This is a genomic window from Oceanobacillus neutriphilus (genome assembly GCF_014645515.1).
GTDB lineage: Bacteria > Bacillota > Bacilli > Bacillales > Amphibacillaceae > Oceanobacillus > Oceanobacillus neutriphilus.
Map to the genome: position 1 here is coordinate 313,853 of NZ_BMLW01000006.1, position 16,246 is coordinate 330,098.

Consider the following 16,246-nt stretch of genomic DNA (forward strand, 5'->3'; position numbering starts at 1 on the left):
ACAAAAAAAGCTTATTTCCCCGGTAAAGGAAATAAGCTTTTTTCAGGATAGCGGCGGAGGGGATCGAACCCACGACCTCACGGGTATGAACCGTACGCTCTCGCCAGCTGAGCTACGCCGCCATGTAAAACCAACAAGAAGAATCATACAACAGACAATACAAAGTGTCAATAGTTTCCACGCATATTTTATAACCATATTTATTTGGAATCCGGAATGTATAAGTTTCAATCTGAAAAAATACGTTTTCTGCTCTATTTTTTTAGTTTGCCTATCTTGTCGAGCTTATAGAAAAGAACAGCTTTTCTCCCACCTTTTTCTACAAATGATGAAGCAATATCTAAAAAGCTGCGAAGTTTTAGTGTCATGAACAGATTAAGCTTGTTGTTTGAAAAATCATATACTTCCTGCATTACATACAAAATAGACAGTTAACTCCAGCTGCACCCTTTTTGTAAAACGTTGTTAACTTACCAAAATTACGTCGAACGATTTTTAGAAGCTGCCATGTTTTTTTGACAAAAAAAGAATACAACCTGTGTTTTACTAGTTGGAAAGATAGGAGTGGATAAAATGATAGGTTCAATTCCAAGGGTGGATTCGGGAAGCATTGCAATCGAGAAAGCAAATAAAAAGAGAAAATGGAGAGAACACGTTATGGCGAAGGTTAATCATATATTAATCGCGCAAGGCTGGTTGTTTTACATTACCGGTTTCTTATTAGGACGAGCTGTCATTCTGCAGGCGGTCTCCCCATTTGCTGTTGCGTTCATTGCCAGTATGTGGCTTGTCCATCGGGATAAATCATTCCGGTCTATGATTGCTGTTATTTTAGGTGCGTTAACCTATTCGATGCAGCATGTTGTTTTTATCTTTCTTGCTTTTATCTTATTTATCTTCATATCGGCAGCAACAAAGTCGATCAAAAATCAGCAGTGGATGCTGCCTGTCACGGTCTTTTTGGCTACCAGCCTGCCGAGAATGTTTCTATATTCTATCCAGGATACAATATCTTCCTTCCAATGGATGATGCTGGCCATTGAAGGAGTACTTGGAGCAATTCTTGTACTTATATTTATGCAAAGTATTCCGCTATTATCACCAAAACGATATAAACCCGCTTTGAAAAGTGAAGAAATTGTCTGCCTCATTATTCTTATTGCCTCTGTATTAACAGGATTCATCGGCTGGGAGGTATACGGAGCCTCCTTAGAGCAAGTTTTTTCAAGATATTTTGTGTTAGTATTTGCTTTTGTAGGCGGGGCGGCAATTGGGTCAACTGTCGGTGTTGTAGCAGGGATGATTCTATCATTAGCTAATGTTGCCAATCTTTATCAAATGAGCCTGCTTGCCTTTTCAGGTGTGCTCGGAGGATTATTAAAGGAGGGGAAGAAAGCGGGGACGGCGCTGGGGCTCTTAATTGGGACAGGCCTGATTGGTGTCTATGGTGAAAATGTTGCTTTATTGCCATCATTAATAGAATCACTTATGGCTGTGATGCTATTTATCCTTACCCCGGCATCATGGTTCGAGCAAATAGCCCGCTATATACCAGGTACAGAAGCATATACAAATGAACAGGAACAGTATTCGCAAAAGGTTCGAAATGTCACTGCGAAACGGGTAGAGCAATTTTCGGATGTTTTTCAGGCCCTATCTAAAAGCTTTGCAGTAACAGACCGGACATTAAGTGATGAAAAGAGAGATGAGAAGAGAGATACAGATTACTTTTTAAGCCAGGTGACGGAAAAAACATGTCAGGGATGCTTCCTAAAGAATAAATGCTGGCAAAAGGAATTTGATAAAACCTATTCTCTAATGGAGGATATGAAGCAGGATATAACTGCCGGTCAGGACCCAAGCCGGAATGTTATGAAGGAATTTGAGAATCATTGTGTGAAATCACGCCAGGTGGTGGAGGCAATGCGGTCAGAAATGAGCTTTTACGAAGCAAATCAACAGCTCAGACAGCAGGTAACAGAAAGTAAGCGCTTAGTTTCTGATCAGCTCCAGGGGGTTTCTGAAGTGATGAACGATTTTGCTAAAGAAATACTAAAGGAGCGGCAGCATCACGAGCTGCAGGAATCGCAAATTATTCAAGCTTTAAAGCAGATGGGAATTGAATTAGTCCGCTTAGATATTTATCACTTGGAAAAAGGAAATGTAGATATTGAATTGACAACAAGCTTTTATGAATATCATGGAGAAGGTGAAAAGCTGATTGCTCCTATTCTTTCAGAGCTGCTCGATGAAATGATTGTAGTGAAAACGGAGGATATTTCTTCTTTCCCGTACGGATATAGCCACTTCGTCTTTGGCTCAGCAAGAGATTTTGCGATTGAGACAGGAGCAGCAAATGCAGCAAAGGGAGGTGGACTGGTATCTGGAGACAGCTTTACAACCATTGAGCTTGGTGCAGGGAAGTTTGCCATGGCTATCAGTGATGGAATGGGGAATGGAAAACGCGCAAAAGAAGAAAGTACAGAAACATTGCGCTTACTGCAGCAGATTTTACAGACGGGGATACGGGAAAAGGTAGCCATCAAAACCATCAATTCGATTCTCGCTTTACGTACTACTGATGAGATGTTTGCAACACTTGATTTAGCAGTCGTTGATTTGCATAATGCGTCTGCAGAATTTTTAAAGATTGGTTCGACACCAAGCTTTGTCCGCAGAGGAAACGCGATGCTGAAAATTGAGGCCAGTAATCTGCCGATGGGGATTATTAAAGAGGTCGATGTAGACATTGTTAGTGAACAGCTAAAGCCGGATGATTTATTAATTATGATGAGTGATGGAATTTTTGATGGACCGAAAGACGTGGAGAATATCGATATTTGGATAAAACGTAAAATTAAAGAAATGGACACAGAGGATCCGCAAGAGATTGCTGATCTGTTATTAGAAGAGGTGATACGGACAAGATCAGGAGACATTAATGATGATATGACTGTATTGGTTGCCAAGGTGAAGAAAAACACACCAAGGTGGGCGAATGTCCCAATACATCATGGGAAGGTTCTTTCTATGTAAGCATGGGGTATTTCATAAATTAAAAACTATTTTTTTAAGAAAATCTTCCCTCTTTTCTTATTCAAATCTATCAAATATATGTATACAGAAAGTATTATTTGGTGATGATGGTAATGGAAAGATGAGGGAGGTATACATCAAATGAATGCAGGAACATTAAAACAAATTTTGCTGTTAACAGATGGCTGCTCCAACAAAGGTGAAGATCCTGCTATTGTTGCCAGTTTAGCTAATCAGCAAGGAATTACCGTGAATGTAATTGGAATTTTAGATGATGATCAGACAGAACAGCCGGAAGGTCTTCAGGAAGTAGAGGATATTGCGGTGTCCGGAGGCGGCGTCAGCCAAATCGTCTATAGTGAACGCCTGTCACAAACAGTACAGATGGTGACAAGGCAGGCAATGACACAAACATTACAGGGATTTGTGAATAAAGAGCTGCGCAGTATTTTAGGAAAAGATCAGTCGATGGAGGAGCTGGACCCTGAAAAACGCGGTGAAATTATGGAAGTAGTTGAGGATCTAGGTGAAACGAGCGACTTGGAAGTAGTTGTTCTTGTCGATAGCAGCGCAAGTATGCGTGATAAATTAGAAACGGTTAAGGAAGCACTTTTTGATTTATCAATGAGCTTAAACGCACGTGTCGGGAAAAATCGTTTTTGTATTTACCGTTTCCCGGGCAGGCGAAGTGATATTGAGCTTGTACTTGACTGGTCACCAAGACTGGATGGTATTTCTAGGGTTTTTCCAAAGCTGACAAGCGGCGGAATCACTCCGACCGGACCGGCATTACGTGCGGCGATGTACCAATTCAGTAAGAAGCAGCTGCGGAGGAATTCGGATGAAGAACCATTCGACATTGAAGAAACCGGCTATTAATTTACATGCTCAGCAAAAAGTGACTGGAAAATGGCATTATAAATCCTACACCGTAGTAAGGAAAATTGGCCAGGGAGCGATTGGATCTGTTTATCTCTGCATGTATAATGGACGGCCTGTTGCTTTGAAAATGAGCGAACAGGATGCAGCTGTAACAGTAGAAGTCAATGTGCTTAAAGCGCTGAAAAAGGTTCAAGGATACCGCCTTGGGCCTTCTTTATTGGATGTCGACGATTGGACGGCGCCGAATGGAAGAGTATATTCTTTTTATGTGATGGAATATATGGAGGGCCAAAAGTTAGGTGCATTTATTCAGGCGAGGGGAAAGAAGTGGCTTGGTGTACTGATGGTTCAGTTATTAGAGGATTTAGATCAGCTTCATCAGGCAGGCTGGACCTTTGGTGATCTAAAAACAGACAATATTCTGGTTGAATCGAATCCGCCAAGAATCCGATTGGTGGATGTAGGCGGTACGACAAGGATGGGACGCTCTATTAAAGAGTATACCGAGTTTTTTGACCGTGGATATTGGAGTCTGGGAACGCGTAAGGCAGAACCCAGCTATGATTTGTTTGCTGTTGCGATGGTATTTCTCCATATTTATTACCCGAGGCGGTTTGAACGTACAACGGGGGAGCCATCCGAAAAGCTGTTGGAAAAAAAGCTGTATCGTGCAAAAGATCTGCAGTTACTGCATCCCATTTTAAGAAAAGCATTGAGAGGAAAATATCACACAGCAACAGAAATGAAAATGGATGTTATGGATAAAATAAAACAGGTACAGCGCAGGCGCAGTCAATATCGTAAAAAGGTACAGCAAAAAAAGACTTATCCTGTGAAAGAATCATTAAGTATTTCTTTGGTTGCCTCTGTTTTTTGGATTATTTCGCTGCTTTTGCCCTAAGGAGGATATTTAAAAATGAAAATCTGCTTTTTAGGCATCCTCTCTTTTGAACCGTTTCTTAAAAAGGAGTATGATAGAAGTATAGCCAAAATACGGCTTTTTTCTAATTTATAATAACCGTATGACGAGGCGGAAGATTCGGATGGAGGAAGAATGAAATGGAACAGAAGGTGTATCCATTTATCCAGAGACACCAATTAATTCAAAAGCATACAACGGTTCTTGTCGGAGTTTCAGGAGGACCAGATTCCATTGCACTGTTACATCTTCTTAAAAAGCTTTCATCCAATTGGGATTTAAACCTCGTGGCAGTAACGGTTGATCATCAGCTGCGTAATGAAGAATCCGCAGAAGATTGCCGGTTTGTTAAGGAAATTTGTCAGGATTGGGAAATTCCCTGTGTGACAAGAACGGTAGATGTAAGGCAATACCAAAAAGAAAAGGGTGTCAGTGAAGAGGTTGCTGCACGTGAATTAAGATACAGTGTTTATCAAGAATTAATGTATGCAGAAAATGCAGATGCTCTTGCCCTTGGCCATCATGCAGATGATCAGATTGAAACGATGGTCATGCGGATGGCCAGAATAGCGACATCCAATGCTTTAAAGGGAATTCCTGTACGGCGGAACTTTGCCGGCGGGAAAATCATTCGCCCTTTATTAAGTGTGACTAAGAATAATATTCTTGCTTATTTGGAAAAGTATCAATTGAGCTATCGGGTAGATAAAACAAATGCAGATGAAGCCTATACAAGAAACTATTACAGAAAAAATGTCGTACCTTTGCTGAAGGAAAAAAATCCGAGTATCCATGAGACAATACAGACCCTCAGCGAAACGTTATCACAAGATGAACAATATTTACAGGCACAGGCTGAAGAAATGGTGAAAAAAGTAGTGGAATTTCGTGAAAATAACCGGGAAATTTGTTTTGCTGCAGAAGCTTTTTTAAAGCTTCCTCAGGCTTTACAAAGAAGGGCCTTTCATCTAATATTAAACTATCTATATGGAACCTTACCTAAAGACCTATCCTATATCCACGAAGTAAACTTTTTTGACCTGTTAAGGCGTCGGAATGGGAGCTCGAGTTTAGATTTTCCTTTACGGCTCCGAATGACAAATATATATGGACAAATTTATCTGCAATTTGGTCATCAACCATCCACGAAGTTAGCACATTCCTCTTTATTGACAGTCCCGGGCGAAGTGCTGCTGTCGGACGGAACGAAGATCGAGGCATCAATGGTCGAAGAGACTCCGTCAGAGAATGAAGCTATTTTTGTCTTTCCGTCAGATTCTATTTCATTACCACTACATATCCGAGTAAGAAAAGCGGGAGATCGTATGTCTGTCAGAGGGCTCAATGGTTCAAAAAAGCTCAAGGATATTTTTATAAATGCTAAAGTACCAAAAAATCTACGGGATAATTGGCCAATTATAGTGGATGATAAAGGCATCATCCTTTGGGTTGTCGGTCTAAAAAAAGCAGAGACTGCACAAAATGGTAAAGGATTGAATATAAAGCTGGAATTTAGTTCGAGACGATAATTAGGAGGAGAAAACATGGCGCAAGGAACGATTCATGATGAGATTGAAAAGATTTTGGTAAGTGAGGAAGAAATTCAGAAAAAATGTAAGGAGCTTGGCGCTGTATTAACAGAGGAATACAAAGGCAAGTTTCCGCTGGCTATCGGCGTACTAAAAGGTGCATTGCCGTTTATGTCAGATATTCTTCGTCATACAGAAACACATCTGGAAATGGATTTTATGGATGTGTCCAGCTACGATGGCGGAACATCCTCCACTGGAGAAGTGAAAATTCTAAAAGATTTGAATACAAAAGTAGAAGGCCGCGATATTATCATTGTGGAAGATATCATTGATAGCGGACTTACCTTGAGCTACTTAGTGGATTTATTTAAATATCGTAAAGCAAATTCGATTAAAATCGTAACACTTCTCGATAAACCGGCAGGAAGAACAGCAAATATCAAAGCAGATCTTATCGGCTTTGAAGTTCCCGATGAATTTGTTGTCGGCTATGGCCTGGATTATGCAGAAAAATATCGAAATCTTTCTTATATTGGTGTTCTTAAACCAGAAATTTATGGCGGCTGATGGTTAAATGTAAATAACGGGTAAGACAGGAGCTTAGTCGGGACAGGCTGCAATGGAGATTGCTGAAAATACAGCTTTTTCTAGGGAAGCAGCACCTGTATTTTAAGGAATAGCCCTGGACGATTTGATTAGGAATTTTGCAATATTTCATCTCATAAAAAATAATTCGTCAAAAATGGTTAAATTATTTGTATAAAGCGATTTTACTATGATACGATTTACTATAGTTTTTCCCCATTTGGGAGGAGGTAAGCAATGAATCAGATATTTCGTAAGGTCTTCGTCTGGATGCTCTTATTTATTATCATTATTGGAGTAATTGGAGTATTTAATGGACCAAGTGAAGATCAGGAACAGTATGATGTACAGCAATTTATGAATGCTTTAAATAATGGTGAAATTAAGGAACTGACCTTTCAGCCGTCACACGGTATTATTCGTTTGACGGGTACGTTAATGGATGATGATGAGACAGAATTTGTTGCTCAAGTGCCGGATAATGAAGCAATTGTTTCGCAAATCACAAATAGAGCAAGTCAACAAAGTCAATTAACGGTAGAAGAAGAAGAACAGCCTAGTCCTTGGCTTACATTCTTAACTGGAATTATTCCATTCTTGTTGATTGGTCTATTCTTATTGTTCATCCTTAGTCAGGCACAAGGCGGCGGTGGTGGCGGCCGTGTTATGAACTTCGGTAAGAGTAAGGCGAAAATGTACTCTGAAGATAAGAAAAAAGTCCGCTTTAAAGATGTCGCTGGTGCTGACGAAGAGAAACAGGAGCTTGTTGAGGTCGTGGAATTCTTAAAAGATCCGCGTAAATTCTCACAGGTAGGTGCACGTATTCCAAAAGGTGTCCTTCTTGTCGGACCTCCAGGTACAGGTAAAACATTACTGGCGAAAGCAGTCGCAGGTGAAGCAGGAACACCGTTCTTCTCCATCAGTGGTTCTGACTTCGTAGAAATGTTTGTAGGGGTCGGTGCATCCCGTGTTCGTGATTTATTCGAAAATGCGAAGAAAAATGCGCCGTGTATCATCTTTATCGATGAGATTGATGCGGTTGGCCGTCAGCGTGGAGCAGGACTTGGCGGAGGACATGATGAACGTGAACAGACACTAAACCAGCTATTGGTTGAGATGGACGGATTTGGAGCAAATGAAGGAATTATTATGATTGCTGCAACAAACCGTGCGGACATACTTGACCCTGCCCTATTACGTCCAGGACGTTTTGATAGACAAATCATGGTAGACCGTCCGGATGTAAAAGGCCGTGAAGCTGTTCTGGAAGTTCATGCAAGAAATAAACCGCTTGAAGATACAGTCGATTTAAAAACAATTGCCATGCGTACTCCGGGATTCTCCGGTGCCGATTTGGAGAACTTGCTGAATGAAGCGGCACTGGTAGCAGCCCGTGCTGATCGTAAGAAAATTGGTCAGTTAGATATTGACGAAGCAATTGACCGTGTTATTGCGGGACCTGCGAAGAAGAGCAGAGTTATTTCCCAAAAAGAAAGAAACATTGTTGCCTATCACGAGAGTGGTCATACGGTCATCGGTATGGTCTTAGATGATGCGGATGTCGTTCACAAAGTTACCATTGTTCCTCGTGGTCAAGCCGGCGGTTATGCGGTAATGCTTCCGAGAGAAGACCGTTACTTCATGACAAAACCGGAGCTGTTTGATAAAATTACTGGTTTACTGGGTGGACGTGTTGCGGAAGAAGTTATTTTTGGTGAAGTAAGTACAGGAGCTTCGAATGACTTCCAACGTGCGACAGGTATTGCGCATAAGATGATCACCGAGTTTGGTATGAGTGATAAGATTGGACCGCTTCAATTTACCAGTGGAGGCGGCGGAAATGTATTCCTTGGCCGTGATATTCAAAATGAACAAACATATTCTGATGCAATTGCACAAGAAATTGATCAGGAAATGCAGAACTTCATTAACTACTGTTATGATCGTGCAAAAACAATTCTTACGGAGCATAAAGCACAGTTAGAATTAATTGCACAGACATTATTAGAAGTGGAAACATTGGATGCAAAACAAATCAAGTCTCTTTTTGAAGATGGAAAGCTTCCAGAACCGGAAGAAGGTTCAGATGATGTGAAGGTTAGCATTCAATCTAAAGAAGATGATGAGGAAAAAACAGGTCTTTCTTTTGAAGAAGCAAAAGAAAAAGCCGAAAAGAAATCCGACTCTTATATAAACGATCCTATTATGAATAATGATTATGAGGAAAAAGAAACGCATAACTCTGACGAAAATACAGAGGATGACTCAGATTCAGATCGTAAAAATTAAGAGGTTGGGGAGTATATACATGAAGCAGCCTTAGATTGGAAAGGCTGCTTCTTTTTTTGCTGCCGGGCGAGTAATTGTGGATTTGTACACCTTAATTTTCTCAATTAAACTCCAAGGTCTAATAAGTTGCGATGACGTGATTGCTTCTAAGGTATTTGTATAAGGTTTTTGCATGGTTCTGATGCTTTTTTGGTTTTTCCTTAAAAAAAGTATGTTATATTAATTTTTAGGTGAATAAAAGGGAAGTTCCTTAAGAAACAAAGGAAGGTATGATGATAGATGTTATTTGTTCTGGACGTAGGGAATACTAATACAGTCTTGGGTGTTTTTGATAATGATACCTTAATTCATGATTGGCGTATAAAAACAGACCGTTATAAAACAGAAGATGAATTTGGTGTACTCATACACTCATTATTTGAATATAAAGGATTAAGTTTTCAGGATATTACCGGGGTGATTATTTCTTCTGTAGTACCGCCCATTATGTTTGCTTTAGAGAAAATGAGCCGCGATTATTTTCACTTAGAAGCAGTTGTTATTGGAAAAGCTTCCTACGACAAGATGATTAAGATGAATTATCCAAACCCGTCTGAAATTGGAGCAGACCGGATCGTTAATGCAATAGCAGGTATCCATAAATATGGCGCACCATTAATTATTATTGATTTTGGAACAGCTACGACGTATTGCTACGTTGATGAAGAAGCGAGATATGCCGGGGGGATTATTACCCCAGGAGTCAATATTTCAATGGAAGCATTAAATACAAGAGCTTCAAAGCTGCCAAAAATTGAGATTCAAAAACCACAGCAGGTTATTGGTTCTTCTACTGTCGAAGCGATGACTTCTGGTGTGTTCTACGGTTATATTGGCCAGGTTGACGGCCTGGTAAAACGGATTAAGCAGGAAAAAGGGACGGACCCGACTGTTATCGCAACAGGCGGCTTGTCTAAACTGATTGCACATGAATCGGAGACAATAGATGCTGTAGAACCATATTTAACGTTGAATGGGCTATATCTTATTTATAAAAAGTATTATCAATAAAATGGAGGAATGATGATTGTGAACGATTATTTAATTAAGGCTACAACATATAATGGCATGATTCGTGCATATGCAATTTCCTCAACAGAAACAGTGGAGGAGGCACGCAGAAGGCAGGATACGTGGGCAACAGCTTCTGCTGCACTTGGCCGTACAGTTACAGTGACAGCAATGATGGGAGCGATGCTGAAGGGAGATGACTCTGTTACCGTAAAAGTAATGGGGAATGGACCGATGGGCGCTATTATTGCAGATGGAGATGCAAAAGGTCATGTGCGTGGATATGTAACAAATCCGCATGTTGATTTTGATTTAAATGAAAAAGGTAAGCTGGATGTAGCCAGAGCAGTCGGTACAGAAGGAAATATCAGTGTTATCAAGGATTTAGGGATGAGAGACTATTTCACAGGTGAGACACCGATTGTTTCCGGTGAGATAAGCGAAGATTTCACGTATTACTTTGCAACTTCTGAACAAGTTCCATCCGCAGTTGGAGCAGGGGTTCTCGTCAATCCGGACTTGAGTATTTTAGCTGCCGGCGGTTTTATTGTACAAGTTATGCCTGGAGCAGATGAAGCAGTTATTGAGCGGTTAGAAGACCGTATTCAGTCCTTCCCTGCTATTTCTTCGCTTATCCGTGAAGGAAAGACGCCTGAAGAGATCCTATATACATTGTTCGATAAAGATAATGTAAATATATTGGAGAAAATGCCGATAGAATTTCAATGTAAATGTTCAAAAGAACGGCTTGCGAATGCTATTATTGGATTAGGTGATGAAGAAATCCAGCAAATGATTGATGAAGATCATGGAGCAGAAGCAACCTGCCATTTCTGTAATGAACGATATACTTTTACAGAGGAAGAGTTAGAAGAGCTTAAACAATCATAAAAGATGTGTAAATAGCGGAGTCATGATACAAAATAGAAGTATGATGGGCCGCTTTTTTATATAGATAAAAAACGGTGATGAATCCGTGCTTTGTTTCAGATAAGAAAAATGGGCACTTTTTTTACCTTTAGGATTGACATTTTTTCAATAAAGAAATACATTATATATAAATCATATAAAAATACTTGGCATTAGGAGGGGTTATATGACAGTTGCAAATAATATTGCAGGTTTAATTGGCGGAACACCTATTGTAAAGCTTCATAATATTACTGATGAGAATAGTGCAGATGTATATGTAAAATTAGAATTTATGAACCCGGGAAGCTCGGTGAAGGATCGTATCGCAGCAGCAATGGTCGAAGCTGCAGAGAAATCAGGGGAATTGAAGCCCGGGAATACAATTATTGAACCGACCAGTGGTAATACAGGAATCGGTTTAGCGATGGTTGCTACTGCTAAGGGATACCAGACAATCCTTGTTATGCCGGACACAATGAGTCAAGAACGTCGTAATTTACTGAAGGCCTACGGTGCGAAGCTTGTATTAACTCCAGGAGCAGAAGGAATGAAGGGCGCGATTGCTAAGGCAAAAGAACTGCAAGAAGAGAAAGGTTATTTTATGCCGCAGCAATTTAACAATCCGGCTAACCCGGAAATTCATGAAAAAACGACTGGTAAAGAAATCGTGGAACAAATGTCAGACGGTTTAGATGCTTTTGTTTCCGGGATTGGAACAGGCGGAACAATTACCGGTGCAGGAAAAGTGCTGAAGAAACATTTTGATGGTGTCAAAATTTACGCTGTTGAGCCAAAGGATTCACCAGTACTTTCAGGCGGAACCCCTGGCCCGCATAAGATTCAGGGAATTGGAGCTGGATTTAAACCCGAAGTGCTTGATACGTCCATTTATGATGAAATTCTGCAGATTAGTACTGAAGAATCTTTTGAAGCAGCACGTAAGGTTGCTACGACAAATGGAATACTTGGCGGTATTTCTTCTGGAGCGGCAGTTGCAGCGGCAGTGAAAGTAGCAAAAGAATTAGGGAAAGGTAAAAAGGTTCTGGCGATTCTTCCTGATAACGGAGAGCGTTACCTTTCTACGGCTCTTTATCAATTTGAAGACGAAAACTAAAATTCAAAATTTGAAAGGAATCAGCATAAAGATATGCTGGTTTCTTTTTTTATCTTTTTTAACCAGCGCTTTCCACTTTTTTTCTTTAACGTCTTAAGGTAGGATGTAAAATAGATATGATTGATTTGATACGATCTATATAATACGTTCTTCAGACAGTAAAGAGGAGGGGAAATAAGTGATACAGGCGAAAGATTTTCAATTAGATTTAAATAAGCGGACGCATATTATGGGAATATTAAATGTCACTCCTGATTCCTTCTCAGATGGCGGGCATTACACAAATATCGAAAGAGCAGTTGCTCAAGGGGAAAAGATGGCAGCGGATGGAGCAGATATAATTGATATTGGCGGAGAATCTACCCGCCCAGGACACACACCTGTCAGTGCGGAAGAAGAGGCAGGCAGAATTATCCCGGTTATAGAGGCTTTAAAAAAGTCCTTACAAATACCTATTTCGGTAGATACATTTAAGGCAGCTGTAGCGGAGCAGGCTGTAAAGGCAGGCGCTTCTATCATAAATGATATTTGGGGAGCGAAAAAGGAACCCAAAATTGCGGAAGTGGCTGCGCGTTATCAAGTACCGATTATATTAATGCATAATCGAACCGATATGGATTATGGGGACTTTATTAAGGACGTGAAAGCAGATTTACTGGAGAGTATTACGATTGCAAAAGCCGCAGGTATAGAGGACAGGCAGATTATTCTCGACCCGGGTATTGGATTTGCAAAGACGATGGAGCAGAACCAATATATAATTAAAGAACTTCAGGAATTAACAACCTTTGGTTATCCGCTGCTTCTGGCAGCATCCAGGAAAAGATTTATAGGCGATATTTTAGATACTCCTGCAGATCAGAGAGATATTGGAACAGCAGCGACAACGGTAATTGGAATTGCTAAAGGAGCACGTATTGTTCGCGTACATGATGTGAAAACCAACCTGGAAGCGGCAAGGGTAGCAGACGCTATTTATCAAACAAAGCTGTAGTTAAACAAAAAGCATGCTCAGAAGAAAGGGAGAACAAAGATGGATAAAATTGTTTTAAAAAGAATGCAGTTTTATGGATATCACGGGCTATTACCTGAAGAAAATACTTTGGGACAACGTTTTTACGTTGATGCTGACCTGTACCTGTCTTTAAAGAAAGCAGGAGAATCAGATGCAATGGAGGATTCCATACATTACGGGAAAGCCTATGAAAAGATAAAACACGTCGTAGAGGAGAAACGCTTTAACCTTATTGAAGCAGTAGCTGAAGCAATTGCAGATGAGCTTTTTGTTTCTTTTGAATTGCTGGAGGCATGTACCATTCATGTAACAAAGCCGGACCCGCCCATTCCCGGTTATTATGAGTCGGTAGCTGTAGAAATTTATAGGGAGAGAACGGAATGAATCAAGCATTTATCGCATTGGGAACAAATATTGAGCCGAGAAAAGAACATTTGAAACAGGCATTGGAACTATTGGAAGCAAATGAGGCTGTCAGGATCCAGAAAAAATCCTCTGTATATGAAACTGCCCCGGTTGGGTATCAGGATCAATCAGACTTCTTAAATATGGTGTTAGAAATCCAAACAAGTTTATCAGCAATGGATTTACTTGCTGTTTGCCAGCAGATTGAAAAGGAGCTTGGCAGAAAACGGGATATCCGTTTTGGACCGCGAACCATTGACCTTGACATTTTGACATTTAATCATGAAAATAGTACAGTAGAAAGATTGATTATACCGCATCCTCGCATGCATGAGCGTGCTTTTGTGTTAATTCCATTAGCAGAGATCGCTCCTGGTTTTATTATACCTGTACGTGAGAAGTCTGTAGAAGCCTATCTAAAAGAACTTCCAGAGTCGGATAAGGCGGATGTAAGACTTTCGGAGACAGAGATATAAGAGAAAGCAGCGGAGATTGTTCTTCGTAAGTATAAAGTAATAATTATTTTAATGCCCAGGTTAGAAGATATCATATTAACTATTTAAGAAGCGGAGTGGTAGAAGTGTCAGAAGAATTGAACGAACATATGCAGGTAAGACGTGATAAACTCGCAGGATACATTGAAAAAGGATTAGATCCATTCGGCGGAAAATTTGAGCGTACCCATTTGGCTGCAGATTTACTTGAAAAATACGATCAGTTTTCAAAAGAAGAGCTGGAAGACATCACAGATGAAGTAACGATAGCTGGACGTTTAATGACAAAGCGCGGAAAAGGAAAAGCCGGATTTGCGCATATGCAGGACTTAAGCGGACAAATCCAATTATACGTTCGTAAGGATGCAATTGGTGAAGAAGCATATGAAATCTTTAAATCAACAGATCTGGGCGATATTGTGGGTGTTACAGGTGTAATGTTTAAAACGAATGTCGGAGAGTTGTCTGTTAAAGCAAAAGAATTTCATCTGCTGTCCAAATCATTACGTCCTTTACCAGAAAAATATCACGGGTTGAAAGACATCGAGCAACGCTATCGTCAGCGTTATTTAGATTTAATCACGAATCCGGAAAGCAGAGATACATTTGTGGCCCGCAGTAAAATTATTCAATCAATGCGTGAGTATTTAAATGGACAAGGCTACTTAGAGGTAGAAACACCAATGATGCACAGTATTCCGGGTGGAGCATCAGCACGTCCTTTTATTACCCATCACAATGCATTAGATACGGAATTATATATGCGAATTGCTATTGAGCTACATTTAAAACGTCTTATTGTCGGCGGTTTAGAGAAAGTATATGAAATTGGACGTGTATTCCGTAATGAAGGGGTATCAACAAGGCATAACCCTGAGTTTACAATGATTGAGTTATATGAAGCATACGCTGATTATCACGATATTATGGATCTTACTGAAAATTTAATTGCGCATATTGCACAAGAAGTTTATGGAAAGACTACTATTCAATATGGTGATTATGAAGTAAACCTTGAGCCGCAATGGACAAGACTGCATATGGTAGATGCTATTAAACAGGAGACAGGTGTCGACTTCTGGCGGCACTATTCTGATGATGAAGCGCGTGCATTAGCGAAAGAACATAATATTGAAATTACAAACGCAATGACATTTGGACATATTGTAAATGAGTTTTTCGAACAAAAGGTAGAGGAAACATTAGTTCAGCCTACGTTTATTTTTGGTCATCCTGTAGAAATCTCTCCTCTCGCTAAAAAGAATAAAGAAGATGAACGATTTACTGATCGTTTTGAACTGTTTATTGTAGGAAGAGAACATGCTAATGCGTTCAGTGAGTTGAATGACCCGATTGATCAGCGCCAGCGTTTTGAAGCACAGGTAAAAGAAAGAGCGCAAGGTAATGATGAAGCTCATTATATGGATGAGGACTTCTTAGAAGCTTTAGAATACGGTATGCCCCCAACAGGCGGATTAGGAATTGGAGTAGACCGTTTGGTAATGTTATTAACAAATTCACCTTCTATTCGTGATGTATTATTATTCCCGCAAATGAAAAACCGTTAATTGCATGAGTAAAGATATAAAAACCCTGCAGGAAGATTGTCTTCCTGCAGGGTTTTGCGTTTTAATGAACATAAAAAGGGTTAAAATGCTTGTGAACAGTTATTTATAAAGGGTTTATCAAACTGCTTCAATAAAATGAATTATAGAAATATTTGTCTTCTATAATTTTATTTAAAAAAAGACTTGCTTTCGGTTTGGAATCATGATAAATTAATTATCGTTGCATAACGCAATGTGCATCACACAAACGATTCAACAAGATAACAACATAATAAATTAAAAAAAGTTGTTGACATTGATTTGCGAATGTGATATATTAATAAAGTCGCCAAATTGAAACAGCGACAAAGAAATTGCTCTTTGAAAACTGAACAAAACAACCAGTACGAAAGAAGAAAAACACCTCGTTTTTCTTGAATATTTAAGTCAGAAGTTGACTTCTGAA

General features: G+C 39.9%; 14 protein-coding genes and 1 tRNA gene. 13 read left to right on the forward strand and 2 right to left on the reverse strand.

The annotated features are described in order from the left end of the window. Positions 1-48: 48 nt before the first annotated feature. Positions 49-122 (reverse strand) — tRNA-Met (locus tag IEX29_RS12050). Positions 123-254: 132 nt separating this feature from the next. Continuing rightward, positions 255-413 carry a hypothetical protein gene (locus IEX29_RS26710; RefSeq protein WP_229720188.1) on the reverse strand — a complete coding sequence of 53 codons (159 nt, stop codon included), beginning with the start codon at positions 411-413 and terminating at the stop codon, positions 255-257. Positions 414-573: 160 nt separating this feature from the next. On the opposite strand from IEX29_RS26710, the gene spoIIE reads away from it, so the two are divergent. The 13 genes from spoIIE (at position 574) to lysS (ending at position 15,801) form a co-directional block, all read left to right on the forward strand. Next, positions 574-3,036, forward strand: coding sequence for a stage II sporulation protein E (gene spoIIE, locus IEX29_RS12055; RefSeq protein ID WP_188734688.1), 2,463 nt, complete (start codon positions 574-576; stop codon positions 3,034-3,036). 141 nt (positions 3,037-3,177) lie between these two features. Beyond that, on the forward strand, positions 3,178-3,915 hold the full coding sequence (locus tag IEX29_RS12060) for a VWA domain-containing protein (RefSeq protein ID WP_188734689.1): 738 nt from the start codon (positions 3,178-3,180) through the stop codon (positions 3,913-3,915). Next, positions 3,878-4,819 (forward strand): serine/threonine protein kinase PrkT, encoded by a 942-nt coding sequence (prkT, locus tag IEX29_RS12065; RefSeq protein WP_188734690.1) that lies wholly within the window; start codon positions 3,878-3,880, stop codon positions 4,817-4,819. The genes IEX29_RS12060 and prkT overlap by 38 nt, the downstream gene beginning before the upstream one ends. Before the next feature lie 158 nt (positions 4,820-4,977). After that, positions 4,978-6,366 (forward strand): tRNA lysidine(34) synthetase TilS, encoded by a 1,389-nt coding sequence (gene tilS, locus IEX29_RS12070; protein WP_188734691.1) that lies wholly within the window; start codon positions 4,978-4,980, stop codon positions 6,364-6,366. Between the two features lie 15 nt (positions 6,367-6,381). Beyond that, positions 6,382-6,936 carry a hypoxanthine phosphoribosyltransferase gene (gene hpt / locus IEX29_RS12075; protein WP_077602867.1) on the forward strand — a complete coding sequence of 185 codons (555 nt, stop codon included), beginning with the start codon at positions 6,382-6,384 and terminating at the stop codon, positions 6,934-6,936. Positions 6,937-7,191: 255 nt separating this feature from the next. Continuing rightward, the gene (ftsH, locus tag IEX29_RS12080; RefSeq protein ID WP_188734692.1) at positions 7,192-9,243 is read left to right on the forward strand and encodes an ATP-dependent zinc metalloprotease FtsH; all 2,052 of its coding nucleotides are present in this window, start codon (positions 7,192-7,194) and stop codon (positions 9,241-9,243) included. A 279-nt stretch (positions 9,244-9,522) separates the two neighbouring features. Beyond that, entirely contained in the window at positions 9,523-10,293 is a 771-nt protein-coding gene (locus IEX29_RS12085) for a type III pantothenate kinase (RefSeq protein WP_188734693.1), read from the forward strand. 18 nt (positions 10,294-10,311) lie between these two features. Further along, the gene (gene hslO, locus IEX29_RS12090; protein WP_308423642.1) at positions 10,312-11,184 is read left to right on the forward strand and encodes an Hsp33 family molecular chaperone HslO; all 873 of its coding nucleotides are present in this window, start codon (positions 10,312-10,314) and stop codon (positions 11,182-11,184) included. 205 nt (positions 11,185-11,389) lie between these two features. Then, positions 11,390-12,319 carry a cysteine synthase A gene (cysK, locus tag IEX29_RS12095; protein ID WP_188734694.1) on the forward strand — a complete coding sequence of 310 codons (930 nt, stop codon included), beginning with the start codon at positions 11,390-11,392 and terminating at the stop codon, positions 12,317-12,319. Positions 12,320-12,548: 229 nt separating this feature from the next. Then, the gene (gene folP, locus IEX29_RS12100; protein ID WP_188734713.1) at positions 12,549-13,313 is read left to right on the forward strand and encodes a dihydropteroate synthase; all 765 of its coding nucleotides are present in this window, start codon (positions 12,549-12,551) and stop codon (positions 13,311-13,313) included. A 39-nt stretch (positions 13,314-13,352) separates the two neighbouring features. Next, positions 13,353-13,718: a dihydroneopterin aldolase gene (gene folB, locus IEX29_RS12105; RefSeq protein WP_188734695.1), complete on the forward strand. Its 366-nt coding sequence runs from the start codon at positions 13,353-13,355 to the stop codon at positions 13,716-13,718. Further along, entirely contained in the window at positions 13,715-14,215 is a 501-nt protein-coding gene (folK, locus tag IEX29_RS12110; protein WP_188734696.1) for a 2-amino-4-hydroxy-6-hydroxymethyldihydropteridine diphosphokinase, read from the forward strand. Before folB ends, folK begins: the two co-directional genes overlap by 4 nt. Before the next feature lie 104 nt (positions 14,216-14,319). Continuing rightward, positions 14,320-15,801 carry a lysine--tRNA ligase gene (lysS, locus tag IEX29_RS12115; protein ID WP_229720189.1) on the forward strand — a complete coding sequence of 494 codons (1,482 nt, stop codon included), beginning with the start codon at positions 14,320-14,322 and terminating at the stop codon, positions 15,799-15,801. The last annotated feature ends 445 nt before the right edge of the window (positions 15,802-16,246 follow it).

Bases quoted from the DNA above. Each gene is read 5' to 3' on its own strand.
- ftsH (WP_188734692.1), top strand. From the start codon at position 7,192: ATGAATCAGATATTTCGTAAGGTCTTCGTCTGGATGCTCTTATTTATT.
- spoIIE (WP_188734688.1), top strand. From the start codon at position 574: ATGATAGGTTCAATTCCAAGGGTGGATTCGGGAAGCATTGCAATCGAG.
- prkT (WP_188734690.1), top strand. From the start codon at position 3,878: ATGAAGAACCATTCGACATTGAAGAAACCGGCTATTAATTTACATGCT.
- folK (WP_188734696.1), top strand. From the start codon at position 13,715: ATGAATCAAGCATTTATCGCATTGGGAACAAATATTGAGCCGAGAAAA.
- folP (WP_188734713.1), top strand. From the start codon at position 12,549: ATGGGAATATTAAATGTCACTCCTGATTCCTTCTCAGATGGCGGGCAT.
- IEX29_RS12060 (WP_188734689.1), top strand. From the start codon at position 3,178: ATGAATGCAGGAACATTAAAACAAATTTTGCTGTTAACAGATGGCTGC.
- tilS (WP_188734691.1), top strand. From the start codon at position 4,978: ATGGAACAGAAGGTGTATCCATTTATCCAGAGACACCAATTAATTCAA.
- cysK (WP_188734694.1), top strand. From the start codon at position 11,390: ATGACAGTTGCAAATAATATTGCAGGTTTAATTGGCGGAACACCTATT.
- IEX29_RS12085 (WP_188734693.1), top strand. From the start codon at position 9,523: ATGTTATTTGTTCTGGACGTAGGGAATACTAATACAGTCTTGGGTGTT.
- IEX29_RS26710 (WP_229720188.1), bottom strand. From the start codon at position 413: ATGCAGGAAGTATATGATTTTTCAAACAACAAGCTTAATCTGTTCATG.
- folB (WP_188734695.1), top strand. From the start codon at position 13,353: ATGGATAAAATTGTTTTAAAAAGAATGCAGTTTTATGGATATCACGGG.
- hpt (WP_077602867.1), top strand. From the start codon at position 6,382: ATGGCGCAAGGAACGATTCATGATGAGATTGAAAAGATTTTGGTAAGT.